The organism is Methylobacterium gnaphalii (assembly GCF_007992215.1).
Lineage (GTDB): Bacteria > Pseudomonadota > Alphaproteobacteria > Rhizobiales > Beijerinckiaceae > Methylobacterium > Methylobacterium gnaphalii.
The window spans coordinates 118,609-145,018 of sequence record NZ_BJZV01000009.1; the positions used below are offsets into that span (position 1 = coordinate 118,609).

A 26,410-nucleotide genomic window follows, 5' to 3' on the forward strand; every position below is an offset into this window, starting at 1 on the left:
ATTCCAGTCCGTGCCCCTCCAACAAGCGGGCCGAAGGCCCATCGACACGCGCCTGAGGCGCATCGGCACGACCGCGGAGCAAGGCATGCCCAAGATCACCTACGTCGATCACGCAGGCACGGCCCGCACGATCGACGGGCAGGTTGGATCGACCGTTATGGAGGCGGCGATCCGCAACAACGTCCCCGGCATCGATGCCGAGTGCGGCGGAGCCTGTGCCTGCGCCACCTGCCACGTGTATGTCGACACCGAGTGGATGGAGGCGGTCGGTCCCTCGGAGCCGATGGAGCAGGACATGCTCGACTTCGCCAGCGACGTACGCGCGAGTTCCCGGCTGTCCTGCCAGATCCGGATCACTCCCGAGCTGGACGGTCTCAAGGTGACGACGCCGGCCCGCCAAGGCTGAAGGTGCGAGCCGCCGCATATCGGACTGCACCGCGACGGTGACTCGATCGCGTCGGCGACTGGGGCGTCGATCCTCTAGCGGGTCGCCGGCAAGGTGTTCGAGGACTCGCTGCTGTTCCCCTTCGCGCTCTCACTTCAGCAGCGAGCGCGTTGCCGCGTCGATCCCGTCGAGCGTCAGCGGAAACATCCGATCGGAGAAGATCCGCCGGACCATGCCGATGGACTGCGTGTAGGCCCAATGCGCCTCGGGCACCGGGTTGAGCCAGGCCGCTTTCGGAAAATGGTCGAGCACGCGGTTCAGCCAAACCTGGCCGGGCTCCTCGTTCCAATGTTCCACCGAGCCGCCCGCCATGGCGATCTCGTAGGGGCTTATCGAGGCGTCCCCCACGAAGACCACCCGATAATCCGAGCCGTAGGTGCGGATCACGTCGGTGAGCGACGTGCGCTCGTCGTGGCGCCGGCTGTTCTCGGTCCAGACGGATTCGTAGGGGCAGTTGTGGAAGTAGAAATGGGCGAAATGCTTGAACTCGGCCCGTGCGGCGGAGAACAGCTCCTCGGCCAGCCCGACATGCCAGTCCATCGAGCCGCCGACATCGAGGAAGAGCAGCACCTTCACGGCGTTGCGCCGCTCCGGGCGCAGCCGCACATCGATATAGCCCTGGCGCGCACTCTCGCGGATCGTGCTGTCGAGATCGAGTTCCTCGGCGGCGCCCGTGCGGGCGAAGCGGCGTAGCCGCCGCAGCGCGATCCGCATGGTGCGCGTGCCGAGTTCGACGCCGTCGTCGAGATCCTTGAACTCGCGCTTGTCCCAGACCTTCACGGCCCGGAAGTTGCGGTTGCGATCCTGGCCGATCCGGATGCCTTCCGGGTTGTAGCCGTAGGCGCCGAACGGGGAGGTGCCGCCGGTGCCGATCCATCTGGAGCCGCCCTGGTGGCGCTCCTTCTGCTCGGCGAGCCGCTGCTTCAGCGTCTCGAACAGCTTGTCCCAGCCGAGCGCCTTCAACTCGGCCTTTTCTTCGTCGGTCAGATACTTCTCCGCGAGCTTGCGTAGCCATTCCTCGGGAATCGCGGCAGGCTCCACGGCCTCGCCCACCGTTTCCAAGCCCTTGAAGACCTGACCGAAAACCCGGTCGAATCGGTCGAGATGACGTTCGTCCTTCACCAGGGCGGTGCGGGCGAGGACGTAGAAGTCCTCGACGCGCTTGCCCGCAAGATCCCGCCCGAGGGCATCGACCAGGGTCAGGTGCTCGCGGAGGGAGACCGGAACCTTGGCTTCTCGTAACGCGGTGAAGAGGTTGAGCAGCATCGGGGGGCACACCACCCGAGCCGGAGGCAGGGGTCAAGGGCGGCCGCGAACTGTCACGCTTGCGTGAGCGAACCCTGAGCGTTTGTCGTGACTTGGCTAACGAATCCGCAACCCTGACGACAGAGTCGTCACTGGACTGTGGAAAGAATCGAAATTCGGTGGATATGTCACGGCCACGGCTTTTGAGAGTCATCGACTCTGTCATGAAGCTGACAATCAAGTCATCGAACACATGTCCTGCGTACCGGGACTTGTCGACCGGATGGTTGCGATGACTGTCGTCTTGCGTTCCTTGAGCGATTTCAAACGGTTTCTAAGGAAGCCGGGCGCCACGATTCAAATCGTCCATAACACTCTTATCGAGCGTCAGCCGCAGCAGTTCCGTGATGCCTACCGCCGCAAGGGGCTCTACGAGCCGCGAACAGTACGGGCCATGTCGAAAAAGGCTGCCGTGTTCGACGTGAAGGGCCATGACGAGACAGTGTGGCTCTACTGGGACAAGGGCACCCGCAAGTGGCGCTTTCACGGGGATACCGTAGCGGTACCGATCAACGCCGCCATGGGGGCGCCCGACGAGGTGGTTTATCGCTGCAGCCTGCCGGATGAGACACCGGCGGCAGCGCCTCCGGCTCCGTCCTTGCTGGACGACGACGACGAGGCGCAGCGGGACGACTGATCCCTCGTAAGGGCAGGATACGAAGCGGCCGGCCAAAGGTGAGGACGCCGCAGCCTCACGGGATAGACCAGCGCAGCTGTCGGCCCACTCCACCATGCCGCGCATGCTCTCCTCCGCCTGGAGAGCGAGGACCAGCGCTGCAGTTCAGGCGGACTTGCCGAGCGCCACCTTCTCGTCCTTGGACGCATCGCCGGCTTTGCCGTCCGCCGCCCTCGCATCCAGCGTCTTGCCGATGGTGCGCCGTGCCCGGAAGCCTGGGCGGGTCTCGGTCTCCTTGCGCTTGAGCATGACCCGGAACTCGTCGCGGCGCTCATGGATCGAGGCGATGACGAGGCCCATCGGCACGCCGACATCGACGAGCACCGCCTCGGAGAGCTGTAGCGAGGCCTCGATGGTTTCGGGCACCGCGTCGTCGACTCCCATCTTGTAGAGTTCCGTCGCGTGGCGCGCGTCGCGGGCGCGGGCCACGATGGTGAGGTCCGGCCGCTCGGCGCGTGCAGCCTCGACCACGGCCTCGACCCGCTCCGGTGTGTCGAGCGTCACCACGAGGGCGCGTGCCGTGGCGATGTCGCAGCGGCGCAGGAGTTCGGTGCTCGACGAATCCCCGAAATAGACCGGATTGCCGAGGCGGCGCTGTTCGGCGACGCGCACGGGATTGGAATCGAGGGCGATGTACGGGATCTTGTGGCGCTTCAGCATCTCACCGACGAGACGTCCGACGCGGCCGTAGCCCGAGACGATGACCCGGTCCTGCTGTGCATCCGGCGGCGGCTCGGCCCGTGCGCGGCCGAGCACCTCCTTGTTGGAGCGGCGGCCGAGCCGGCGCGCGAGCAGGGCCAGGGGCGGGATCGCGATCATGGTCACGGTGGTGACGATGAGCGCCATTTGACCGAGGGGTTCCGGGACGAGGCCACCGGCGATGCCGCCCCCGAGCAGCACGAAGGCGAACTCGCCACCCGGGCCGAGCAGCAGAGCGGTCTCGAAGGCCACAGGGCGCGGCAGCCGCATCGCCCGCGCGCCGACAAGGATGACGAAGCCCTTCACGAGGAGCAGCGCCAGGGCGAGACCGAGGATCAGCACGGGGGCCGCAACGAGCTGGGCCGGATCAAGGCTCATACCCACAGAGACGAAGAACACGCCGAGCAGCAGGCCCTTGAACGGGTCGATCGTCGCCTCGATCGCCCGGCGATACTCGGTCTCGGCCAGCAGCAGGCCGGCGACGAAGGCTCCGAGCGTCATGGAGAGGCCGCTCGCTGCCGCAGTGAGGGCCGTCGCCGCGATCACGAGCAGGCAGGCCGCCATGAACAGTTCCGGGCTCTTGGTGCGCGCCACGAGCTGGAAGAGCGGGCGCAGGGCCAAGCGGCCGGCGACGACGATGACGACGAGCGCCACCGCCGCCTGGCCCAGTGCCAGCGCCAGCCCGACGCCGACATTGCCGCCGTCGTTGCGCCCGAGCACCGCGATGGCGAACAGCACGGGGGCAACCGCGAGGTCCTGGAAGAGAAGCACCGCGAAACTGGTGCGGCCCGAGGGCGTGTTCAGCCGCTTCTGCTCGGCGAGCACCGGCAGCACCACCGCCGTCGAGGACAGGGCGAGGCCGATGCCGACGATGAGCGAGGCCGCCAGGGGCTGGCCGGCCGCCATGAAGCTGGCCCCGATCAGGCCGGACGAGGCGATCACCTGGATCGAGCCGAGGCCGAAGACCAGGCGGCGCAGGGTGCGCAGGCGCTCCCAGGACAGCTCGATCCCGATCATGAACATCAGGAAGATCACGCCGAACTCGGCGAGATGCGAGATCTCGGCGCGATTGCCGATCGTCATCGGCCCGAGCCAGGGATGGGCCTCTGCCAGGCGCCCGAGGCCGTAGGGCCCAAGCAGGGCGCCGGCGCCGATGAAGCCGAGCACGGGACTGATGCGCAGGCGGTGGAAGAGCGGCACCACAACGCCGGCCGTCACCAGGAAGATGATCGCTTCCTTGTAGGCGCCGAGATGCTCGCCGGCTGCGGCGACTTGAGCACCGGCGGCGGAGGGATCGGTCATCTTTGTGCTTGCTCAGCCTTTGCGAGATTGAGGCGGGAGTCGGGCCGTCCGCAAGCAGGACGGATGCCGGCCATCATGGAGGGGCAAGCCACGATGGGGCAACCGAAATTCGGCTGCGGGCGAGGATCTGTCCCGTATGGCCGAGCTTATGGGCGATCGAGGTGCCACAGCGCACATCGAAACCGCGGCGGAAGGGCATCGGTCGGCGCGGGGTGCCTACCTGATGCAGGAAAACCACCGTCCACCGCCGCGTTCGCCGGCGGGACGAGCGGCACAACTTCGGCACAATAGCCGCATAACCAGCATCTTAACGAAGGCTTAAGGCCGCGCTTGCCGCGTCCTTTCGAGACCGAGTGACCGTATGCTGACCCTGCGGAAAGAGCCGCCGAATCGGGACGTCGCGCGCGAAAAGCGCGAGTGGAATCTCGACCGCCAGCGCTGGAAACAAGCCCGCGATGTCGAGCGGGGCTACCGCATCAAGTGGGGCTATGTCGCGATCGCCTATCTCGTCGAGTTCATGGTGATCGGCGCCTCGCTGATCGGCGCCTGGCTCTTCGCGGACTATTACAGCGACGGCGACAGCCGCGCCTTCTACTTCATGCTGCTGGCGCCGCTGGTCTACGCTGCGGTCGAGCTCTGCCGCGTGCCGCTCGGCATCCTGGCGCGCACGCAGCGCTCCTGGTTCGTGAAGGGCCTCGCCATCATCGGCATCATCTTCGCGGCCGGGGTGACCACGAAGTCGGTCTCGCAGCTCGGCGAGATGATGTTCCACCCGCGCCTGATGGATGCGGCCAAGGCCAAGACCGCCCTGAAGGACGCCCAGTCCGACCGCGCCTCGATCGACACCCGCATCGCGGCAGCCGATGCCCGCGTGACCCAGTACACGACCGAGCTCGAGCAGATCGAGAAGCGCGCCGCCGAGAACTCCTCTCAGCTCGCCGGCCTGCCGGCCCAGCGCTGCGAGCGCATCTCGGGCACCAACAGCAAGGGCAAGACCTACTCGAACCTGAAATGCGTCGCCGATCCGCGCGTCGCCACGCTCAATGCCGCCGTCACCAAGGCCGGGGCCGATCGCGGTGCGGTGACCAAGGATCTCGAAGCGGCACGGCAGGCTCGGTCTCAACTCGACCGGGGCGCGGCCGACCGCAAGGTTGCCGATACCGAGCAGGCCTACCGCAACGCCGTGAACCGCTCGCAGCTGCATTCCTTCACCGCGATGGTCTACGGCGTCGACCCGATCGAGGTGACGGACGCGCAGGTGCACGCCTTCCTGCGCATCTTCGTGTTCGTGCCCGCGCTCTGCGCCGCCTTCGCCTCGACCATCCTGGCGCTGTCGGCCGTCTCGGTGCGCCGCACCTTCATGGACGAGGACGATCTCGGCGCCGACGTTGCCACCGAGGCGACGCCCTACCTGATCGACCACCTCACCGGCGCATTGAAGGAGTATCCCGAGCTGCTGCAGCCGAGACAGCCTGCGCCGCAGCCGGCCGCCGCCGTGATCCCGATCGACCGGCGCCAGCCCCCAGTCACGCAGTCCAACAACCCGGCCTCTGGCGTCGGAGCCACGGCATGAGCATCCATACCCCTGGCACGCACGAGAACATCGTCCTTGCCCAGAACGTGAATGGCCGCCTCAGGGCGGAATCGCGGATCATCTTCGCGAAGGCCTTCCTGTACCGGGCGCTCGGGGCAGGGGCCTTCATCCTGCTCGCAGGAGCCGGCATCGGCGCCGCCTCCTACGGCTACGCCTACATGAACCAGTTCGACTCGGCCGCGCAGAAGATCGCCAACGCGATGCAGACCGCGCTCTCGGACGTGACGCTCAAGACCAAGGGCGAGGTGACGCTGACCGACAACGTGCTGAAGCTCGAGCAGCCCGTCGCCCAGGCCAAGCCCGATATTGCGTCCGTGGTCGCCCGCCAGTCGAAGGGCGAGGACGGCAACGCCGCCGTGCGCACCACCTTCACCGTGTTCAAGACGGTGCCCTATCTCGACGGCAACATCGTCACCGGCTGGACCTTCAAGGGCGAAGAAAAGACGCCCGAGGGCCAGTACTGCTACTTCACGCACCCGCAGAAATTCGGCAGCGACGTGATGGTGCAGGTCAACATCGCGATCAACAAGCAGATCGCGCCGCAGACCAGTTCCGAGATGAACCTGCAGCAGCTCGCCAAGAGCTGCATCTGGTTCGATCCGAGCAAGGTCTGAGCTTTCGCGAGCGATCCCCGAGGCTTGCAGGCTGCCGGCTGGACACGTAGTCCGGGCTGACCGTCCACGACAGCGAGCCTCCATGCGCTTCACCGGCACCGAGACCTACGTTGCGACCTCTGATCTCACCACAGCGGTGAATGCCGCGATCGTGCTGGAGCGGCCGCTCCTGGTGAAGGGCGAGCCCGGCACCGGCAAGACCGTCCTGGCGGAGGAGATCGCCAAGGGTCTCGGCGCGCCGCTGCTGACCTGGCACATCAAGTCGACCACCAAGGCGCAGCAGGGCCTCTACGAGTACGACGCGGTCTCGCGCCTGCGCGACTCGCAGCTCGGCGATCCGCGCGTCTCGGAGATCGCGAACTACATCCGGCGCGGCAAGCTCTGGGACGCCTTCGCCTCGGACACCCGGCCGGTGCTGCTGATCGACGAGATCGACAAGGCCGACATCGAGTTCCCGAACGACCTGCTCACCGAACTCGATCGCATGGAGTTCCACGTCTACGAGACGGGCGAGACCGTGAAGGCCGTCCGGCGCCCGATCGTGATCATCACCTCGAACAACGAGAAGGAGTTGCCCGACGCCTTCCTGCGCCGCTGCTTCTTCCACTACATCCGCTTCCCGGACGCCGAGACGCTGAAGCAGATCGTCGACGTGCACTATCCGGGTATCAAGCACCGCCTCGTCGAGGAGGCCCTGCGGGTCTTCCTGGAAACCCGCGAGGTGCCCGGCCTCAAGAAGAAGCCCTCGACCTCCGAGCTGCTCGACTGGCTCAAGCTCCTCGTCTCCGAGGATGTCCAGCCCGAGACCCTGCGCGAGCGTGACAGCCGCAAGCTGATCCCGCCGCTGCACGGGGCGCTCCTCAAGAACGAACAGGATGTGAGCCTGTTCGAGAAGCTGGCCTTCATGATGCGGCGGGAAGGGCGGGGTGGCTGAGTAGACTGCTCCGGCGAAAGCCGGAGAGGCTTGCTCTCAGCGGCGCTCGTTGGACCAGGCGGGCGACCGTCAGGCCGCCCGCTGAGCAGAGTGCTTGCGCATCTCGACCACCGTCAGCCAAGCCGCCGAAACGAGGAAGTAGAAGGCTCCGAAAGCCGCGTAGGGCGCGACATCGGCGATGCCCGGCATATCCGGGCCGGCGGCACGCATGATGAAGAACGCCCCAGCGAGCGCCGACTGCGCTCCGCTGAGGACCATTGCCCACTGGCCTCCGGCATCCCAACGCCGGATACCCGTCGCAAGCTGCGACAGGCCCGACAGAGCCGCCCAAGCACCGAACACCGCGAGCACGGCATAGGGACTCCAGCCGAGGGCGATAGCGACCGCGATCGTCGTGATGACGCTGACGACCGCGTTGACCGTCTGGCTTGGGCTGGCCCTCAGGCCGCCGCTGCGTCGCGCGTCGATGAGATTGGCGAGCGCGTCCCATGCGGGATACGCGATCAGAAGGGCCGCCGCGATCGTGGGATTGCTCTTGCCCACTGTGAAGGCGGCGAGAACCCAGGCAGCGGCAACGCCGGCTCGGGTGACGTAGTAGGAGCGAAGCCAGTTTGGCGGGGCGACAGTATTCATCGAAGTGTCCTCTGCGCGCACGAGCGCCAGGACTGACGATCGGTCCGGGCGTCGCGCTAGGGGGTTGGTCGAGCGATCGGGTCGTTCAAGAGGAAAGGCGCCTGTTTTCAAGCGACTGGGCGTCTTCTCGGATTGCCAAACTACTTGCGGGAGGCCGGGATCAGCCATGATCGAAAGGCTGGAAAACTTGACCGATCCTCCGGAAGACAGGATCCGCGGTGCGGCCTCCGTCGATCTGCTGTCCCACGTCCTGGCGCAGATCCGGCTCACCGGAGACGGCGTCTCGTCCGAGACCCTCTTCGAGGGCAGCCAGCTGGACCTGGACGCGGAAGCCGCCCATGCCTTCGTGGTCACAGCGGGTGCGTTGCAGGCTGCAGCTTCGAGCGAGGCGAGCCCCGTCATCATCGAGACGGGGGACCTTGTCCTGATCCCGAGCGGAGTCGGCGCGACGTCCTTCGTCGCGTCGCAGGCCACACAGGTCGTCGTCTGCCGGTTCCGCTTCGATCCCTACACCTTGCGCAGCATGCTCGCTGCGCTGCCTCCGCGCATCCATATCCGGCGCGACGAAGGAGCCGGATGGCTCGACGGGATCGTGCACTTCCTGATGATCGAGACCACCGACACCCAACCGGGTGCGGCCCTGATGATCTCGCGGATCATCGACGTGTTGGTCATCCGGACGCTCCGCACCTGGGTGCAGCGTGGGCAGGTATCCGGGTGGCTTGGAGGGCTGTCGGACGCACGCATTGCCCGCGCGCTCAAGGCGATCCACCAGGAACCCATGCAGCCCTGGAGCGTCGAGGCCCTCGCGGACGTGGCCGGCATGTCCCGTTCGAGTTTCGCCGGTCGGTTCACCCAACTCGTCGGGCTCTCGCCGCTGCGCTATCAGAACGAGTGGCGGCTCACCATCGCTCAGGATCTGCTCGCGCGGCGAGGCGCGCGTGTCGGCGAGATCGCGCACCGCGTCGGCTACGAATCCGAGGCTGCCTTCAGCCGCGCCTACAAGGCGCTATTCGGCCATTCGCCCCGCGATGAAGCTGCGCAGCGTCTCGGAACCGACGCCGACGGCTGACCGGTTTGTTCGCGCTGCGATCTCATCGATCGTTGCCGGCATAGATATCCGCCACCTGCCCGAGCAGCCGCAGCGCGTCCGGCTTCGAGCGCTGGAACGCGTTGCGGCCGATGATCGAGCCGAAGCCGCCGCCGGCCTGGATGGCCCTGATCTCTTCGAGGAACGGCGCGTCCTCTACCTGTCCGCCGCCTGAGAAGATCACGATGCGCCGGCCGTTGAAGGCGCATTGCACCACGTGGCGGACGCGCTCGGCGGCGGTGCCGATCGAGTTGCCAGCCTTCTCGTAGACCTTTCGCGCGGCATCCTGCTCGATGTGATCGGTCGGCAGCTTCACCTTGATGATGTGGGCGCCGAGCTGCGCCGCGATCTGCGCACTGTATCCGATCACGTCGATGGCGGTCTCGCCTTCCTTCGAGAGCGCCGCGCCGCGGGCATAGGACCAGATCACCACGGCGAGGCCGGCGGCCTTGGCTTCCTCGGCGATCTCGCGGATCTGCCCGTACATCGCGTTGCGGTGGGCCGAGCCCGGGTAGATCGTGAAGCCGACGGCTGCGCAGCCGAGCCGCAGCGCGTCGGCCACGGAGCCGGTCAGGGCCTGATCTGGATCGTCCTCGTCGGCAAGGACGTCGTGATCGTTGAGCTTGAGGATGAGCGGGATGCGCCCGGCGAACTCCCGCGCGCCCGCCTCCAGGAAGCCGAGCGGCGCAGCGTAGGCGTTGCAGCCGGCCTCGATGGCAAGCTCGAAATGGTAATGCGGATCGTAGGCCGGCGGGTTCGGCGCGAAGCTGCGCGCCGGGCCATGCTCGAAACCCTGGTCGACGGGCAGGATCAGCAGCTTGCCGGTGCCGGCGAGGCGGCCGTGCTCCAGGATCCGGGCAAGGTTGGTCAGGGTGCCGGGGCTGTCCGAGCCGTACCAGGACAGGATCTCGGAGACGCGGGCAGACCGTTCCATCGCAGGGCTCCGTGCGTTCGCCCGAATGTGCAGGTTCGCGAACGCAACAAGGCTCGTCCGGCGAGGTTCCGCGCACTCTCGCTTTCGCGACGGAGACGCCCAGATATGCGCCCGGGGGCCATAGGACGCGTCAGCATGAAAACGAAAAAACTCGGACGGACCGGCCTCGACGTCTCGCCGCTCTGCCTCGGCTGCATGACCTACGGCGTGCCCGAGCGCGGCCCTCATCCCTGGACGATGACCGAGGAGGACAGCCGGCCGCTCTTGAAGAAGGCGCTCGATCTCGGCTTCAACTTCTTCGACACCGCCAACTACTACTCGGACGGCACCTCGGAAGAGATCGTCGGGCGCGCGCTGCGGGATCTCGGCGTGCGCGACGAGATCGTCCTCGCCACCAAGGTCTATTTCCCCCTGAAGGACCGGCCGAATTCCGGCGGACTCTCGCGCAAGGCGATCTTCTCCGCGATCGACGCCAGCCTGAAGCGGCTCGGCACCGACCATGTCGATCTCTACCAGATTCACCGCTGGGATTACGGCACGCCGATCGAGGTGACGCTGGAGGCGCTCCACGACGTCGTGAAGGCCGGCAAGGCCCGCTATATCGGCGCCTCCTCGATGTTTGCCTGGCAATTCGCCAAGGCCCTGTTCACGGCCGACCTCCACGGCTGGACGCGGTTCTCGACGATGCAGGACCACTACAACCTGCTCAGCCGCGAGGAAGAGCGCGAGATGCTGCCCCTCTGCGCCGACCAGGGCATCGCCGTGATGCCCTGGAGCCCGCTCGCCCGCGGTCGCCTGACCCGCGACGCCGATACCAGCTCGGCCCGGCAGGACAGCGATGTGACCGGCGTCGGGCTCTACGACGCCACCGTGGAGGCCGACCGGCGGGTGATCGAGGCCGTGGCGAAGGTAGCGACGGCACGCGGCATTCCGCGGGCGCAGGTAGCACTGGCCTGGGTGCTCTCGAAGCCAGTCGTCACTGCGCCGATCATCGGCGCCTCGAAGCCCCATCACCTCGATGACGCCGTCGCTGCCCTGGACGTTCGATTGACGGCTGAGGAGATCAAGACGCTGGAGGAGGCCTACATCCCGCACGCACCCGTCGGCTTCTCCTGACCATGCGCCGCCTCATTCTGCTGCGTCATGCCAAGTCTGACTGGCAGGACGGCGTGGCCGATATCGACCGTCCGCTGAACGAGCGCGGCCGCACCGCCGCGCCGCGCATGGGCGCCTATCTCAGCGCCGAGAAACTCGTGCCGGACCACGTCTTCGTTTCGCCGGCCCGGCGCACGCAGGAGACCTGGGAGCTGGTCCGCCGCAGCCTACCGGGGATCGAGGCCGAGACCGTGCCGATGATCTACGAGGCCTCGGCCTCGCGCATCCTCGACGCGGTGCACTCCGCCCCGGACGATGCGACATGTCTCCTGGTGATCGGGCACAATCCCGGCTTGCAGGAACTCGCCCTGCAGCTGATCGGGGAGGGCTCTGCACCCCTCCGGAGCAAGCTGCGTGAGAAGTTTCCGACAGCCGGGCTCGCCGTGATCGACGTCCCGGCCGATCGTTGGAGCGGCCTCGGCCGGGCGGGAGGACGGCTGGAACGGTTCGCGACGCCACGGGAACTCGCAGACAACGCGACGCGCTAGCGGCGGATGGAGAGGCTCGAAGCCACCACGAGAAGACGACGCGATCAGGCCTGATCCGTGCCATCAGCCCCGCCTTCAGGACATGGCACGTTCAACTTGACCAATTCATCCCTGGCATCCAGAAAATTTCTTAGGTCGCCTTGGCGTGGCGGCTTGCCAATCCAACTTCAACCCGCCCGGCAAAGCGCCGTGGCGGGTTTTTCCATGGCAGCCTGACACGCCTACGCCCGGTTTCTCGCAGGCAGCCGCGCGCCTCCGGCTAGTTGCCGAGCGAGGGGCCACCGGCGGCACCACCCGTTCCGGGCGGGCCGCTCGTCGGCGTGCCACCGATATTCACGTCCGGCGTCGTGCCGGGAACGGACGAGTTGCTGCGGTTCGCTGCGTTGCCAGCAGTCGCGCTCGGGCTGCGTTCGTCGAGGGCACCACCTGGCACCGTGCCGGACCGGACGCCGCCGGTCACCGCGGGGGCAGGAACGCCCGTATTGGCGGCTCCCCCTGTGACGATCTGGGCCGAGGCTGGCGCGGCCATCGCGATGCCCGAAGCCGCCAGGATCATCCATGCTCTCATCGTGCCGCTCCGGTTGTCCGGACGCCAACGGATGGCCAAGGCTTCGGTTCACGACCGCCGATCGACATTGGGCACGATGCCGACGCCGCAGCCGGCCCGGTGAACCGCAAGCCCTCGCCGCCGTTGTGCTAGAAAGGCCAAGCTCGAACCTGCCGAGACCTGCCCGTGCTGCTCGAAGCGCTCATCGCCCTGGCGACGGTGCTGCCGCGTCTCGACGCCGGCCTCGACGCCACGCGGGCGCGGCTCGCCTCTGCGGAGCTTCCGGCTCTGCACACGAGCCCTGATGTGGACAGCACGCCTCCGGCACTGCCCTATTTCAGTGCAACGGCGCGGGCGGTGTCGAACTGGCGCGACGAGGCCGGAGCCGCGCTGCTGCCGGCCTCCCTCGCCCTCGTCGCGAAATACGCCCCGACGGATCCCGGCTTCGTCGCGCGCTGCGTGAAGCTCAACAACTACTGGTGCATCAAGCAGGCCCGCTGGCGCGGCGAGCTCGGCGGCGACGGCGAGGGCCATACCGGCTTCGCCACCGCGGCCGACGGGGCCGACGCCGCCGCGACGCTGCTGCGGCGCTACTACCGCGAGTTCGGCCGCCGCACGGCACTCGCCATCGTCCGGCGTTGGGCGCCCGCGGAATGCGGCCTCGGTGCCGGCGCAGCCAGGGCGCTTCCGGCGCGTGAGGCCGCGGTGCCGCCGGTTGCCAAGGCGGTGGCGCCGCAGGGGATCGGCAAGACCCTGCGTGCCCGCTTTCTCGCCAGGCATACCCGGGGCGGAGCACCGCGCCGGGTGGCGGCCTATCGTGGGAGCGCCGGCACCTCCCTGCGCGTCCAGCCCTGGTCGGCCCGCGCCAGGCTCGCCGGGCACCCGGCCCGAGGCATCCGCGCCGCCGCCAGCGTGCCGGCGCCAAAGCCGGTGGCCGATATCGCGGCCGGCATCGGTCCAAGCACACGATCGAATGCCGAGAAGCCGCCGGTCCATGGACTCTCGGCTCAGAGCGGGCTCGCACCGCCGCCGAAATTTCCCCTCGACGCACCGGCAGGACGCCCGACCCGGATGGCGGGGAGCGGGGCGGCCAACCCGTCGGCCCTGCTCGCCCCCGACAAGCTCGTGGCGGAATCAGCCGCGCTGCCCTCGATCGTGGCCGGCCTGCCCGGCGGACGCCTGCTCGATCTCAGCGTTCCGGCGCCGCTCTGCAGCACCGACGAGACCCGCATCCGCAACTACGCCAGCCGGATCGCCGCCAGCGTCGGATTGAAACCCGAGGACGACCTCAAGCTGTTCGAGGCCGATGGAATCCCGACCGCTCGGCTCGCCCCAGTGATGCTGGCGATGTCCGCGGTGGAGCTCGGCTCGCTCAGGGCGAGCCCAGCGCTGGTTGCCGCGGCCATCGGCCGGATGGGGCTGCGCCTGTCGAGTCCGGCCGCCGCGGCAGCCGAATGACCTTGCGTGCGGGCGCGCGCCGCGCCACCTCAAGCATCCGCCTCCCTCCCGCGACCCGCGCCCGAGCTCGTCCTTGCCGCCTCTGTCCGACTTCGCCGCGCAAGCCGGCTCCGCGATCAAGGCCTTCGCCGAAGCCTCCAGCGATCTTCTGATCCAGCCGACGCTTCGGCTTGGCGTCACCGGGTTGGCCCGGTCAGGGAAAACGGTGTTCACCACCGCGCTGATCCACCACCTCGTCGAGGGCCACGGGCTCCCGGCCTTCACGCCGGCGCAGGAGGGACGGCTGCGCCGCGCCCGGCTGGTGCCGCAGCCCGACGACAACGTGCCACGTTTTCCCTTCGAAGAGCATTTTTCGGCGCTCACGGAGGAGCGGCGTTGGCCGCGCTCGACCGATCGGATCAGCCAATTCCGGCTGGCCATCGAGTACGAGCGCACCGGCGGCTGGCGCAGCGGCCCCGGCACCCTGAACCTCGACGTGGTGGATTATCCCGGCGAGTGGCTGCTCGATCTGGCCCTGATCGATCAGAGCTATACCGGCTGGTCGCGGGCCACGATCCTCGGCACCCGCAGGGCAGGGCGCGCCGCCATGGCTGCGCCCTGGCTCGAGACCCTGAAGGGCCTCGACCCCGGCGGCCCCCTCGACGAGATCGTGGCCGAGCACGCCGCCGCGTCGTTCAAGACCTATCTCGCGGCCCTTCGCTCCGGCCCCGAGGCCGTAGCGACGACGCCGCCCGGCCGCTTCCTGATGCCGGGCGATCTCGCCGGCTCGCCGATGCTGACCTTCGCGCCGCTCGACAACCTCGGCGAGACCATCAAGCCCGACAGCCTCGCCGGGCTGATGGAGCGCCGGTTCGAGGCCTACAAGGCCAAGGTCGTGGTGCCGTTCTTCCGCGACCACTTCCAGCGGGTCGACCGGCAGATCGTCCTCGTCGACGTGCTTTCGGCCGTCGATGCCGGGCCCGCCGCGCTCGCAGAGCTGGAGGAGGCGCTCGACACAGTGCTGTTGTCCTTCCGGATCGGGCGCAACTCGTTGTTCTCCTATTTCTTCGCGCCGCGCGCGGACAAGATCCTGTTCGCCGCGACCAAGGCGGACCATCTTCACCAGACCAGCCACGACCGGCTCGATGCGCTGCTGCGCCTCCTGGTCGCCCGCGCCATGCGCCGCACGGAGGCCGCGGGCGCCCGGGTCGGCACCGTGGCGCTTGCCTCCGTCCGGGCCACGCGCGAGACGACGGTCCATGACGGCGACACCGTTCTGCGCGCGGTGTCCGGCACGCCCGAGGCCGGTGAGCAGGTCGGCGACGAGGTGTTCGACGGATTGACCGACGCGGCCGTTTTTCCGGGCGAGCTGCCGGCCAAGGCAGAGTCGGTGCTGGAGGGCGCGGTGCCGCCGGGCTCGCTGCGTTTCCCCCGGTTTCGCCCGCCCTTCATCAAGCCCGACCGGCTCGGACGGCCGGGCGATCTGCCGATGATCCGACTGGATCGGGCGATGCAGTTCCTGATCGGGGACAGGTTGGCGTGATGGGTTCGGAAGATCCGATGGGCTCGCCGGTTTCTCCCTCTTCCCGCTGCGGGAAAGAGGAGAGGGATGTGCGTCGCAGCGATCAAGGAGCGTGAGCATGTCGTCCGGCCAGCGTCCGCGCGCCTTCCGCATCCCGAGCGGCGATTCCATCGAGATGGCGGAAGCCGCCCCGCCGACCTCTGAAAATATCCGCCTCGTCGATGAGCCTTTCGAGATCGTCGAGGCGGCCGACGGCGTGGTGGTGCCGGTGGCCAGGAAGCGCCGCGTGCCCTGGCTGACCCTGCTGTTTTCGGCGCTCGGCGGCCTCGTCTCCATCGCCATCGGCCTGTCGATCGAGCGGCTGATCGTCGACCTCTTCTCCGCGGCGCCCTGGCTCGGCTGGGTCGCGCTGGCATTCCTGGCCCTGGCCTTGATCGCGCTCACCGCCATCGTCGCCCGCGAGATCGCCGGGGTCTGGCGCGAGCGCAGGATCGAGGCTCTGCGGGCGAGGGCGGTCGAGGCGCTGGCGACGCGCGATCACACGGCGGCGCAGGCGGTCGTGCAGGAGCTGCGCACCTTCTACGCGGATCGCCCGGCGCTCGCCGAGGGACGCGCCCGGCTCGATGCGCTGGGCGATGCCATCCTCGACGTCGATGACCGCATCGGCATCGCGGAGCGTGAGCTGCTCGCGCCCCTCGACATGCGGGCCAAGAACGCCATCGCCCAGGCCGCTAAGCAGGTCTCGGCGGTCACCGCGCTCTCGCCGCGCGCCATCGTCGACGTGGTGTTCGTGGTGTTCGCGGCCGTGCGGCTGCTGCGCCGGATCGCGGCGATCTATGGCGGGCGGCCAGGCTTCCTCGGCTTCCTGCGGCTGGCGCGCGCCGCCTTCGCCCATCTCACCGTGACCGGTGGCATGGCGGTGGGAGAGGGCGTGATCCAGCAGGTGCTCGGGCTGGGCCTCGCCGCGCGCATCTCGGCCAAGCTCGGGGAGGGCATCCTCAACGGGCTGATGACGGCGCGTTTCGGCTTGGCCGCGCTCGCCGTCTGCCGGCCGCTGCCCTTCACCAGGGAAGCCCCGCCCAGCGTCAACGATGTCGCCGGCGAACTGCTTCGCGCCGCGTCGAAGGACGAAGCCTGAGCCGCCTCCACCGACCGTCTGAGCTGCAGCCGACGACCACAGGGACGGGTGCGTCGCCCCGTCGCAATGTCCCCATGCCGGTTCGACGAAACAGAATCGTTCTAAACTGGTTGATCCTTCTCTGGAGTTATTCTAACTTCAAACTGTGAACGCGACGGAGTCCGCCGGCTCCGGTCGCCGCAACGGATAGAAGGAACCATCCCATGGCCATCAACGCCTCCTGTGAGAGCTGCCGCTTCTTCGACGAGCACAAGACCAATGGCGGCGTTGCTGCCGGTGACGAGGGCCTGTGCCGCTTCAACCCGCCGGTCAGCCAGCCCGAACCGAACGGCCACGGCCTGTGGCCGGTGGTGGCCACGAAGGATTGGTGCGGCCACTACTCCACGGGCGCCCAGCCCGCCGAGTGATCGGCCGGCGAGAGGGACGATGAAGTAGGCCGGCGCCGACGCGCCGGCTTTTTTCGTTTGAACATCTGTCGGTTGGCGGTCTCGGGCATCATCACGCCGCCAGCCGGTCATGATGCGGTCAACTTCCCGGACGACACGGGCCCCAGACGAGAGGCCGGACGGCACCAGAGCCGCGGGCCCGCAGCATCCGACACCCCGCACTCTCTTGCGGGCATAGGGAAGAATCGCATGAACTGGTCTTCGATCACCGGCGCACTCACGGGGCTGGCGCTCGTTGCCCTCCCGAGCCTCGCGCAGGCCGCTCCGCGCGATCCGAGTGGCGTCTGGCTCACCGAGGACGGCAAGGCGCGCATCCGCGTGGAGAAATGCGGCCCACAGAACACCAACATCTGCGGCTATGCCGTGTGGCTGAAGGTGCCGCTGAACGATGAGGGCAAGCCCCGCGTCGACTTCCGCAATCCCGATCCGAAGAAGCAGACCCGTCCCTCGCTCGGCCACCAGATGATCATGGGGCTGAAGCCGAATGCCGACGGCCGCTACGAGGGCAAGATCTACAACGCCGAGAACGGCAAGTTCTACGATGTGACGATCTGGTCCGAGGCCCAGGGCGAGCTCAACGTGAAGGGCTGCATGCTCGGCTTCCTCTGCGGCTCCCAGACCTGGGAGCAGAAGGCGGATGTGGCTCCGGGCCAGCTCACCGGCCCGACCAACGGCGTCAACGGCCCGCGCGCCGACGCTGAATGGGCGCCGAAGGGCAACACCAACGTCGCCAATGCCGCCGGCACGCCCTCGACCACGGGCACGGCCACGAAGGCGCCCAAGCCCGCGGCCGCGAAGCCTGCCGCCACCAAGTCTGCCGCTCCCGCCCCGCAGGCCGAGCAGCCGGAAGACTGAGCCGCACCGCATTTCCCTGCGAAGGCCGCGATCCGGGCACCCGGATCGCGGCCTTCGCTGTTTCAGGTGGTTGGTGCGGCGACGCGCTGGCGCAGGCCCGTGATCACCGCCTTGAGCATGTCGGCACCGGCCTCTTCCGTGGCGGGGGCGTTGCGCGCCGCGTAGATGCGCTCATGCACGAAGGCGAGCTTGGAGATCACGGCGGGCGTCAGCTTGAACGGGTAGAGCGCCGGCTGGCCCATGGAGCGGTTGAGGGAGTTCACCGCGTAGGTCAGCGGCATCCAGGCCGCGATCAGCCGCCCGAAATCGCCGGCCCGGTAAGGATCGAAATCGATGACGACATGGCCGTCATCGTCGTCCGCGGCGCTTCTCAGTTTGGGCCTTACCTGGATCTCGAAAGCGGAGGCCGTCTCCAGCGTGTCGACGATGTGCAGGTAATGCGCGAAGGTCTCTGCGAAATCCTCCCAGGGATGGGCGGTCGCGTAGGAGGAGACATGGGTCTCCTCCCAATGCGGAGGCGGCCCGTTGGCGTAGTGCTGCTGCAGGGCCATGCCGTAATCGTGGCTCTCGTCGCCGAAGATCGCGCGGCAGGTCGCCAGACTCGCGTCGTGGCGTACGAGCACGTCCCAGTAATAGTGCCCGATCTCGTGGCGGAAATGGCCGAGCAGCGTCCGGTAGAACTCGCCGAAGAGCAGCCGGCGCCGCTCGCGCTCGGCATCGTCCGCCTCCGCGATGTTGAGGGTGATCAGCCCGCTATCGTGCCCGGTCAGGACCGGCGACCCGGCCGCGTGGCTCTCGGCCGGGTCGGCCAGGAAATCGAAGGCGAGCCCGTCGGAGAACTGCTCGCGGCTCGCGAGCGGCAGGCCGAGGCGCATCAGCGTGTAGAACAGCCGGTGCTTGGCCGCCTCGATCTGGCGCCAGCGTGTCAGGTTCCACTCGACGGTGAGGTCGGGCACCACGCGGTTGTGGCGGCAGGCGATGCAGTAGGGCTCGGCCGAGTCCACCGGCACCATCCAGTTGCAGGCCGCGAAGGCAGCATTGGCGCAGAAGCGCAGCCGGGTACCTGGATCGGCATAGGCGTGCCAGAGGTTGTCGCCCGAGGGTTCGAGCGCCGACATCTCCTGGACGCCGGCGACGAAGCCGAGACGGCGCTCGCAGCTCTCGCAGGCGATGCTCTCGAACGAGATCGGCTGGTCGCAGGCCTGGCACTGAAAGATCTTCATGAGCCTGTCCGGAAGAGGCCAGCGGCTCGACGAGCGCGCGCTCCGCAGCCGATGCACTATCCTGACCAAGCGGAGCCCGGCGCGGGAGGTTCCCGCCGCCCGCCGATCAGGCGAGGGAACGCCGCTTGGTGCCCTCGGTGAGCACCAGACGCGTGATCTCGGCGACGCGGCGGTCCCGTTCGGCCTCGCAGAACGGACACTTGGTTAGGATCGGACCATCCGCGGTGAACTCGATGACCTGGTCGTCGGGCACCTCGACGCCGAAGGCGAAGAACTCGCCGCAGGCGTCGCAGTAGAGGCCGACATTCGACACGCCGAGCTTGCGCTTCAGAGTCGGCAGGGGCATGCCCGGTGCGGTCGTGAGATGAATGCGGTGTGCTGGCATCGTCGGCGGGCCTCGGTTGTGTTGCAGGCAGGACCGGGTGAAGCTCGCTCGATAGCGCAAAGCGGAAGCACGGTTCTTGCTTTTTCCGCCTCGGTTCGGCGCTCGCGTCGAGTTTCGAACCGTTGCGGCCGAGCCGGGCCAGCCTGAGGGAAGCGGGAGCCTTCGTGTCGATCAAAGCCGCGCTGCACCACGTCACCCATTACCGCTACGATCGGCCGATCACGCTGTCTCCGCACGTGATCCGCCTGCGACCGGCACCGCATACGCGCACCAGGATCCCGTCCTATGCGCTGAAGGTCAGCCCGGCGAACCACTTCATCAACTGGCAGCAGGATCCGGCCGGAAACTGGCTCGCCCGCGTGGTCTTCCCGGAGAAGACCACGGAACTCCAGATCGAGGTCGACCTGACGGCGGATCTCGCGGTGATCAATCCGTTCGACTTCTTCGTCGAGCCCTACGCTTCCACGCAGCCCTTCACCTACGCCGACGATCTCCGCGCCGAGTTGACGCCCTACCTCGCCGTGGATGACGGCCAAGCCCCCGAGGTCGACGCCTTCCTGGCACGGCGGCCGACGCAGACGGACACGGTCTCGTTCCTTGTGGCGCTGAATGCGCAGGTCTGCTCAGAGATCGCCTATTCCACCCGCTACGAAGAGGGCGTGCTGACGCCGGCCGAGACCCTGCGGGCCCGGCTCGGCTCCTGCCGCGACTCGGCTTGGCTCCTGGTGCAGGTGCTGCGCAGGCTCGGCTTCGCCGCGCGCTTCGTCTCCGGCTACCTGATCCAGCTCGTGCCCGACACCACCGCCATCGACGGGCCGGAGGGCACGAAGACCGATTTCACCGACCTGCACGCCTGGGCCGAGGTCTATCTGCCCGGCGCCGGCTGGATCGGCTTCGACGCCACCTCCGGCCTGCTGACCGGAGAGGGCCACATCCCGCTCGCGGCCACGCCGCATTATCGCTCCGCCGCGCCGATCACCGGCACCTCGGAGGCGGCCGGGACCGAGTTCGCCTACGAGATGCGGGTGAGCCGCGTGGCAGAGACGCCGCGCATCACCAAGCCCTTCGCCAACTCGGTCTGGGCGGCGATGGATACGCTCGGAGAGAAGATCGACGCCGATCTCGCGGCGCAGGACGTGCGCCTGACCATGGGCGGCGAGCCGACCTTCGTCTCGATCGACGACTACCAGTCGCCCGAATGGAATGCCTCCGCCGTCGGCCCGACCAAGCGTGGCCTCGCCGACCAGCTCATCCGGCGCCTGCGCGAGCGCTTCGGCAAGGGCGGCCTGCTGCATTACGGGCAGGGCAAGTGGTATCCGGGCGAGAGCCTGCCCCGCTGGGCCTTCGGCCTGTACTGGCGCAAGGACGGCCAGCCGATCTGGCGCGACGCGTCGCTCATTGCCGCTGAGCAGGGCCCGCGCGAGGCGAGCGAGGCCGCGGCCCGCGCCTTCATGACCGCACTGGCCGGCCGGCTCGGCCTCTCCGACTACGTGATCCCGGCCTACGAGGACGAGGTCTACTGGAAGACCAGCGAGAGCCTGCTGCCCCTCAACGTCACCACGGCCGATGCCCGCAGTGGCAGCGCCGAGAACGATGCCCGCATGGCCCGCGTCGCGGCGCAGGGCCTCGCCAACCCGACGGGCTTCGTGCTGCCGGTGGCGAGCCTCGCCGTGGACGAGGGCCGCGCCTGGATCTCGGAAGCCTGGGCCTTCCGGCGCGGCGGGCTTTTCCTTGTGCCCGGCGACTCGGCGGCCGGCTACCGGCTGCCGCTCGCCTCGCTGCCCTGGGTCCCGCCCGGCTCCTACCCCTACTATCACCCGCAGGATCCGCTGGAGGATCGCACCGCCCTGGCGGATTACACGGACGGCCGCGGCGGCCCCAACCGGGCCAACGGCGCCGGGATCGAGGGGGTGGCGGTGCGCACTGCCATCACCATCGAGGCCCGCGAGGGCCGGCTCTGCGTGTTCATGCCGCCGCTCGAACGGGTCGAGGAATACCTCGAACTCGTCGGACATCTGGAGGCCGTGGCGGCCGAGATCGGCCAGCCGCTGCATATCGAGGGCTACGAGCCGTCCTACGACCCGCGCATCGGCCTGATCAAGGTGACCCCCGATCCGGGCGTCATCGAGATCAACGTCCACCCGGCAGCCTCCTGGCGCGAGGCCGTCGACATCACCATGGGCCTCTACGAGGACGCGCGGCAGACCCGGCTCGGCGCAGAAAAATTCATGATCGACGGGCGCCACACCGGCACCGGCGGCGGCAACCACGTCGTGCTCGGCGGCGTGACGCCGGCCGACTCACCCTTCCTGCGGCGCCCGGATCTGCTCAAGAGCCTGACGCTGTACTGGCAGCGCCATCCCTGCCTCTCCTACCTGTTCGCCGGCCTCTATGTCGGTCCGTCGAGCCAGGCACCGCGCATGGACGAGGCCCGGCACGACGGCCTCTACGAGTTGGAGATCGCACTCGCCCACGTGCCGGCGCCCGATCAGCCCAATATCCCGCACTGGCTCGTCGACCGGCTGTTCCGCAACATCCTCGCGGACGTCACCGGCAACACCCACCGGGCCGAGATCTGCATCGACAAGCTCTACAATCCCGACAGCCCGACGGGGCGCCTGGGACTTCTGGAGTTCCGCTCCTTCGAGATGCCGCCGGATGCACGCATGAGTCTTGCGCAGCAGCTCTTGCTCCGCGCGATCATCGCCTGGGCCTGGCGCGAGCCGCAGGAGGGCGCCTGTGTCCGCTGGGGCACGGCGCTGCATGATCGCTTCATGCTGCCGCATTTCCTCTGGGCCGACTTCCTCGACGTACTGGAAGACCTGAAGCGGGCCGGCTACGCTTTCGACCCCAAGGCCTTCGAAGCGCAGGCTCAGTTCCGCTTCCCGGTCTTCGGTCGCGTCGAGCAGGGCAGCGTCGGGCTCGAGCTGCGTCAGGCGCTGGAGCCCTGGCACGTCCTGGGCGAGGAAGGATCGGGCGGCGGCACCGTGCGCTACGTGGATGCATCCGTCGAGCGGCTTCAGGTGAAGGTCGAGGGCTTCAACCCGGCCCGACACGTCATCACCTGCAACGGCCGCCGGCTGCCGATGACCGCGACCGGGCGCTCCGGCGAGGCGGTGGCTGGCCTGCGCTTCAAGGCCTGGCAGCCGGCCTCCTCCCTGCACCCGACGATCCCTGCCCACGGCCCACTGACCTTCGACGTGCTCGACAGCTGGAGCGGCCGCTCGCTCGGCGGCTGCCGCTACCATGTCAGCCACCCGGGCGGCCGCAACTACGAGAGTTTCCCGGTCAATGCCTACGAGGCGGAGGGCCGCCGCCTCGCGCGCTTCGAGTCCGAGGGCCATACGCCCGGCCCCATCGACATGCCGCCCGAGGAGCGCTCGATCGAGTTCCCGCTCACCCTCGACCTGCGCACGCCGGCACCGCGATGACCTCGGGAGGCGCCGTCGCGCTGGATTGGCACGCAAGCCCATCCGGGCCCGATCCCGTGCAGGGCTGGATCGACGGCTACGATCGCCGGCCGGGCGTCGCCGACGAACTGCTCGACTCCGACGGCCGCGTGCGCGGGGCCTGGCCGCGTTTCCTTCAGCGCTTCGGGCAACTCGGCGACCATGAGATCATGGGGCGCTTCCTGTCGGGCGAGCGGCACATCCGCGATGCCGGCATCTCCTACCGGGTCTACGGCGACCAGCGCGAACATGCCTGGCCGCTCGGCCCCCTGCCGCTGATCATCGATTCCCGCGACTGGGCCGAGCTCGCCGCCGGCATCGTCCAGCGCGCCGGCCTGATGGAGCGCATCGTCGCCGACATCTACGGCCCGGGCCGCCTCATCGCCGACGGCCTGCTGCCGGCCGCGGCCGTCGCCGGCAGCCCGGAATTCCTGAGGCCCGCCCACGGCATCGTGCCGCCGGGCGGCCGCCACCTGCAGCTCTACGCGGCCGATGTCGGGCGAAGCCCGGACGGGCGCTGGCGGGTGCTCGCCGACCGCACGCAGGCGCCCTCGGGCCTCGGCTTCGCGCTGGAGAACCGGATGGTGCTGGCCCGCGCCTATCCGGACCTGCTCTCCGACCTCCATGTCGAGCGGCTGCCGGGCTTCTTCCAGAGCCTGCGCGAGGGCATCGCCGCGGCCTGCGAGCGCAGCGATCCGCGCATCTGCCTGCTCACCTCCGGCCCCTACAGCAGCACCTATGTCGAGCAGGCGGCGCTCGCCCGCTATCTCGGCTTCCTGCTCGTCGAGGGCGACGACCTCGTGGTGCAGGACGGGCTCCTGCATGTGCGCACCGTGGCCGGGCTCAAGCGGGCCGACGCCCTCTGGCGCCGGATCGATGCCGACTATCTCGACCCGATGGAGCTGCGCTCCGATTCCCGCCTCGGCGTGCCGGGCCTCCTCGACGTGCTGCGCCGGGGTGGCGTGGTCGTCGGCAACATGCCGGGCTCGGGCGTGCTCGAATCCGGCGCGCTCAGCCCGTACCTGCCGCGCATCGCCGAGCGCCTGCTCGGCGAGTCCCTGCGCCTCGCTGACCCCCCGACCTGGTGGTGCGGCGATCCGGCGAGCCTCGCCCATGTGCGGGCCAATCTCGACCGCCTGACCCTGCGCCCGGCGGCTACGCCCGTGCGCGGCCCGGAGCGCGACGCCATCCTCGGCCCCCACGCCCTCGATGCCGCCCGCGAGCGCGCCATCGCCGCCCTCGACGACCGGCCCTTCGACTGGGTCGGCCAGGAGACCGGGCCGCTCTCGACCATGCCGGCCTGGTCCGAGGGGCGCCTCGTGCCGCGGCCCTTCGTGATGCGGGTCTTCGCCACGGCGACCGGCAATGGCTGGCGCGTGATGCCGACCGCCTTCTGCCGCACCGCGGAGCGGGAAGGCGCCGACCCGACGATCATGCGCGCCGGGATCCGCTCGGCCGACGTCTGGGTGGTCTCGGACACGCCCGTCGAGACGCCGCCGCTCCTCAACACGATCACTCCAAAGATCCGGCGCATCGCCGGCCATCTGCCCTCGCGCGCCGCCGACAATATGTTCTGGCTCGGCCGCTATCTCGAGCGGGCGGAGGCTGTCATCCGCCTCGTCCAGACCCATCTCGGCCGGCTGGCCGGGACGCTCGCCTCCGATACCGGCAGCGATGTCGGCACGCCCACCAGCCTGCGCATCCGCGCGCTGCTCGACGAGTGGGGCTCGATCGACGAGGCCAGCCTGCCGACGGCGGCCCTAGCCCGCGAGGCGCTGAGCGACCGCGAGCAGTACGGCTCGGCCCTGTCGCACGTCCTTTCGGCCCGGCGCTCCGCCTCGACCCTGCGCGAGCGGCTGCCCGTCGAGGCCTGGCGCGCCCTGACCGAGCTGCAGGACCTCCTCGATTTCCACGAATCCTGGGTGCCGAGCGAAGCCCAGCTCTTCGGGCGCGCCGAACGCGCGCTCGGCCATCTCTCGGCGCTGGCGGGGCTCTCCCACGAGAACATGAACCACTCGGGGGGCTGGCGCTTCTTCGATATGGGCCGGCGCATCGAGCGCGGCGTGAACACCTGCTCCTTCGCCCTGCGCTTCGCGGGCGACCAGGCCGGTGCCGAGGATCTCGGCGTGATGCTGGCGCTGTGCGATTCCCAGATCGCCTACGGCGCGCGCTACCTGTCCGGCGTCAGCCTGCCCGCCGTGCGCGACATGGCGCTACTCGATCCGTTCAACCCGCGCTCGGTGGCCTTCCAGGTCGAGGAGATCGTGCGCCATCTCGACACCCTGCCGGCGCTGCGCGCCGACGGGGTCCCGGAGCCGCATCGCCGCGCGGCACTGAAGCTCGCCGGCGCCTTCGCCACGGCGGATGCCACCGATCTCAACGCGGCGCAGCTTGCCCAATTCGAGGGAGAGCTGGAAGAACTCGCCACCCTGATTGCCGGCCGCTACTTCCCCGGCAATGCCGATGCCCTGCGGCCGGAGAAGCTGACAGGCCTCGCGTGATCTACAGCCTGCGCCATCTGACGACCTACCGGTACGCGCGCACCGTCAACTACGCCCGCTGCAACCTGCGGCTCCGCCCGCGCGACGGCGACGGTCAGCAGGTCCTGGCCAGCACGATCACGGTCACGCCGGTGCCGAAGGGACGCGGCACCCGCGACGAGTATTTCGGGCCGCAGGCGCTGACCCTGATCATCGACCAGCCGCACAAGATCTTTTCCGTCGAGGCGACCTCCCGCGTCGTCGTCGAGCGCCCGGCACTGCCGGACCCGGAATCGGGACCGTCCTGGGAAGCGGTACGGGAGGCGGCGCTGGCGTTGCCGGAGCTCAATCCCTCCTCGCCCGCGCATTTCCTGTTTCCGAGCCGCCGCGTCCCCCTCATCGCGGACGTGACGGACTATGCCCGAAAAAGCTTTCCGCCCGGCCGCAGTGCCTATGGCGGCGCCTTCGACCTGATGAAGCGCATCCGAGCCGATTTCCGCTTCGATGCCAGGGCCACCACCGTCACGACGCCGCTGGCCAAGTCCTTCGAACTCAAGGCCGGCGTCTGCCAGGACTTCGCGCATGTGATGATCGCGGGGCTGCGCGGTCTCGGCCTGCCGGCCGCCTATGTCAGCGGCTACCTGCGGACGCTGCCGCCTCCAGGACAGGCCAGGCTGCGCGGCGCCGATGCCAGCCATGCCTGGGTCTCGCTGTGGTGCGGGGAGGGCTGGCACGCAGGGGCCGGGCAGGGCGGCTGGTTCGGCCTTGACCCCACCAATGCCTGCGGCGTGCGCGACGACCATATCGAGCTGACCAGCGGCCGCGACTACGGCGACGTCACGCCCATCGACGGCATCGTCTCCTCGCCCGGCAGCCAGCGGCTCAAGGTCGAGGTCGACGTGGTGCCCGACGACGAGGATACGGGCTGAATCCACCCCGTCATTCCGCCTTCGCCTGCGGCACCCAGCATGACGGGTGAGAGCGACGCCCCCACCCACAGTGGACGATGCCCGGCGAAGGGCTTAGAGCGCTGTCGGACAGAGTTGAGTTCGGTCGGGC

Annotated in this window: 23 protein-coding genes; 16 read left to right on the plus strand and 7 right to left on the minus strand. The window is 68.7% G+C overall.

The genetic code is table 11. The annotated features are described in order from the left end of the window. Positions 1-85 precede the first annotated feature (85 nt). Complete coding sequence (locus MGN01_RS10420) at positions 86-406, plus strand: 2Fe-2S iron-sulfur cluster-binding protein (protein WP_147046540.1); 321 nt, start codon at positions 86-88, stop codon at positions 404-406. Between the two features lie 129 nt (positions 407-535). Here MGN01_RS10420 and MGN01_RS10425 read toward each other — a convergent pair whose 3' ends face one another. Next, entirely contained in the window at positions 536-1,711 is a 1,176-nt protein-coding gene (locus MGN01_RS10425) for a vWA domain-containing protein (protein WP_147046541.1), read from the minus strand. Positions 1,712-1,982: 271 nt separating this feature from the next. Between MGN01_RS10425 and MGN01_RS10430 the strand changes: the two genes are divergently transcribed. Continuing rightward, positions 1,983-2,387 (plus strand): hypothetical protein, encoded by a 405-nt coding sequence (locus tag MGN01_RS10430; RefSeq protein ID WP_238257846.1) that lies wholly within the window; start codon positions 1,983-1,985, stop codon positions 2,385-2,387. A gap of 144 nt (positions 2,388-2,531) precedes the next feature. On the opposite strand, the gene MGN01_RS10435 is transcribed toward MGN01_RS10430, so the two are convergent. Continuing rightward, a complete protein-coding gene (locus MGN01_RS10435) occupies positions 2,532-4,427 on the minus strand; it encodes a cation:proton antiporter domain-containing protein (protein WP_147046542.1) in 1,896 nt (631 codons plus the stop codon). Between the two features lie 361 nt (positions 4,428-4,788). Between MGN01_RS10435 and MGN01_RS10440 the strand changes: the two genes are divergently transcribed. From MGN01_RS10440 to MGN01_RS10450, 3 genes are all read left to right on the plus strand, one after another. After that, positions 4,789-6,000: an ATPase gene (locus tag MGN01_RS10440; protein ID WP_147046543.1), complete on the plus strand. Its 1,212-nt coding sequence runs from the start codon at positions 4,789-4,791 to the stop codon at positions 5,998-6,000. Further along, on the plus strand, positions 5,997-6,635 hold the full coding sequence (locus MGN01_RS10445) for a hypothetical protein (protein ID WP_147046544.1): 639 nt from the start codon (positions 5,997-5,999) through the stop codon (positions 6,633-6,635). The genes MGN01_RS10440 and MGN01_RS10445 overlap by 4 nt, the downstream gene beginning before the upstream one ends. Positions 6,636-6,717: 82 nt before the next feature. Further along, positions 6,718-7,569, plus strand: coding sequence for an AAA family ATPase (locus MGN01_RS10450; protein WP_147046545.1), 852 nt, complete (start codon positions 6,718-6,720; stop codon positions 7,567-7,569). A gap of 69 nt (positions 7,570-7,638) precedes the next feature. Here the strand turns inward: MGN01_RS10450 and MGN01_RS10455 are convergent, their stop codons facing one another. Then, a complete protein-coding gene (locus MGN01_RS10455; RefSeq protein ID WP_147046546.1) occupies positions 7,639-8,202 on the minus strand; it encodes a DUF308 domain-containing protein in 564 nt (187 codons plus the stop codon). A gap of 166 nt (positions 8,203-8,368) precedes the next feature. Here MGN01_RS10455 and MGN01_RS10460 point away from each other — a divergent pair, with 166 nt between their 5' ends. Further along, positions 8,369-9,274 (plus strand): helix-turn-helix transcriptional regulator, encoded by a 906-nt coding sequence (locus tag MGN01_RS10460; protein WP_147046547.1) that lies wholly within the window; start codon positions 8,369-8,371, stop codon positions 9,272-9,274. Positions 9,275-9,296: 22 nt separating this feature from the next. On the opposite strand, the gene MGN01_RS10465 is transcribed toward MGN01_RS10460, so the two are convergent. Beyond that, positions 9,297-10,226: a class I fructose-bisphosphate aldolase gene (locus tag MGN01_RS10465; protein WP_147046548.1), complete on the minus strand. Its 930-nt coding sequence runs from the start codon at positions 10,224-10,226 to the stop codon at positions 9,297-9,299. Positions 10,227-10,361: 135 nt separating this feature from the next. Here MGN01_RS10465 and MGN01_RS10470 point away from each other — a divergent pair, with 135 nt between their 5' ends. Both MGN01_RS10470 and MGN01_RS10475 read left to right on the plus strand, forming a co-directional pair. Next, on the plus strand, positions 10,362-11,342 hold the full coding sequence (locus MGN01_RS10470; RefSeq protein WP_147046549.1) for an aldo/keto reductase: 981 nt from the start codon (positions 10,362-10,364) through the stop codon (positions 11,340-11,342). Positions 11,343-11,344: 2 nt separating this feature from the next. Further along, the gene (locus MGN01_RS10475; RefSeq protein ID WP_147046550.1) at positions 11,345-11,869 is read left to right on the plus strand and encodes a SixA phosphatase family protein; all 525 of its coding nucleotides are present in this window, start codon (positions 11,345-11,347) and stop codon (positions 11,867-11,869) included. Between the two features lie 259 nt (positions 11,870-12,128). Here the strand turns inward: MGN01_RS10475 and MGN01_RS10480 are convergent, their stop codons facing one another. Next, complete coding sequence (locus tag MGN01_RS10480; protein WP_147046551.1) at positions 12,129-12,437, minus strand: hypothetical protein; 309 nt, start codon at positions 12,435-12,437, stop codon at positions 12,129-12,131. A 165-nt stretch (positions 12,438-12,602) separates the two neighbouring features. Here MGN01_RS10480 and MGN01_RS10485 point away from each other — a divergent pair, with 165 nt between their 5' ends. The 5 genes from MGN01_RS10485 to MGN01_RS10505 all read left to right on the plus strand — a co-directional run bounded on the left by MGN01_RS10485 (position 12,603) and on the right by MGN01_RS10505 (position 17,814). Next, a complete protein-coding gene (locus tag MGN01_RS10485; RefSeq protein WP_147046552.1) occupies positions 12,603-13,874 on the plus strand; it encodes a hypothetical protein in 1,272 nt (423 codons plus the stop codon). A 73-nt stretch (positions 13,875-13,947) separates the two neighbouring features. Continuing rightward, positions 13,948-15,396, plus strand: a complete 1,449-nt coding sequence (locus MGN01_RS10490) for a YcjX family GTP-binding protein (RefSeq protein WP_147046553.1) — start codon at positions 13,948-13,950, stop codon at positions 15,394-15,396. A 97-nt stretch (positions 15,397-15,493) separates the two neighbouring features. Further along, positions 15,494-16,513 (plus strand): YcjF family protein, encoded by a 1,020-nt coding sequence (locus MGN01_RS10495; RefSeq protein ID WP_147046554.1) that lies wholly within the window; start codon positions 15,494-15,496, stop codon positions 16,511-16,513. Positions 16,514-16,716: 203 nt separating this feature from the next. Next, entirely contained in the window at positions 16,717-16,920 is a 204-nt protein-coding gene (locus MGN01_RS10500; RefSeq protein WP_147046555.1) for a hypothetical protein, read from the plus strand. Between the two features lie 228 nt (positions 16,921-17,148). Then, positions 17,149-17,814, plus strand: a complete 666-nt coding sequence (locus tag MGN01_RS10505) for a DUF2147 domain-containing protein (protein ID WP_147046556.1) — start codon at positions 17,149-17,151, stop codon at positions 17,812-17,814. 62 nt (positions 17,815-17,876) lie between these two features. On the opposite strand, the gene MGN01_RS10510 is transcribed toward MGN01_RS10505, so the two are convergent. Both MGN01_RS10510 and MGN01_RS10515 read right to left on the minus strand, forming a co-directional pair. Beyond that, positions 17,877-19,037: a zinc-binding metallopeptidase family protein gene (locus tag MGN01_RS10510; RefSeq protein WP_147046557.1), complete on the minus strand. Its 1,161-nt coding sequence runs from the start codon at positions 19,035-19,037 to the stop codon at positions 17,877-17,879. A gap of 106 nt (positions 19,038-19,143) precedes the next feature. Continuing rightward, positions 19,144-19,383 carry a hypothetical protein gene (locus MGN01_RS10515; RefSeq protein WP_147046558.1) on the minus strand — a complete coding sequence of 80 codons (240 nt, stop codon included), beginning with the start codon at positions 19,381-19,383 and terminating at the stop codon, positions 19,144-19,146. Positions 19,384-19,586: 203 nt separating this feature from the next. On the opposite strand from MGN01_RS10515, the gene MGN01_RS10520 reads away from it, so the two are divergent. Genes MGN01_RS10520 through MGN01_RS10530 form a run of 3 tightly spaced genes read left to right on the plus strand, consistent with a single transcriptional unit; the run spans position 19,587 to position 26,280 of the window. Continuing rightward, the gene (locus MGN01_RS10520; RefSeq protein ID WP_147046559.1) at positions 19,587-22,853 is read left to right on the plus strand and encodes a transglutaminase family protein; all 3,267 of its coding nucleotides are present in this window, start codon (positions 19,587-19,589) and stop codon (positions 22,851-22,853) included. Then, positions 22,850-25,372, plus strand: coding sequence for a circularly permuted type 2 ATP-grasp protein (locus MGN01_RS10525; protein WP_147046560.1), 2,523 nt, complete (start codon positions 22,850-22,852; stop codon positions 25,370-25,372). The genes MGN01_RS10520 and MGN01_RS10525 overlap by 4 nt, the downstream gene beginning before the upstream one ends. Beyond that, positions 25,369-26,280: a transglutaminase family protein gene (locus MGN01_RS10530; RefSeq protein ID WP_147046561.1), complete on the plus strand. Its 912-nt coding sequence runs from the start codon at positions 25,369-25,371 to the stop codon at positions 26,278-26,280. The genes MGN01_RS10525 and MGN01_RS10530 overlap by 4 nt, the downstream gene beginning before the upstream one ends. Positions 26,281-26,410: the final 130 nt, after the last annotated feature.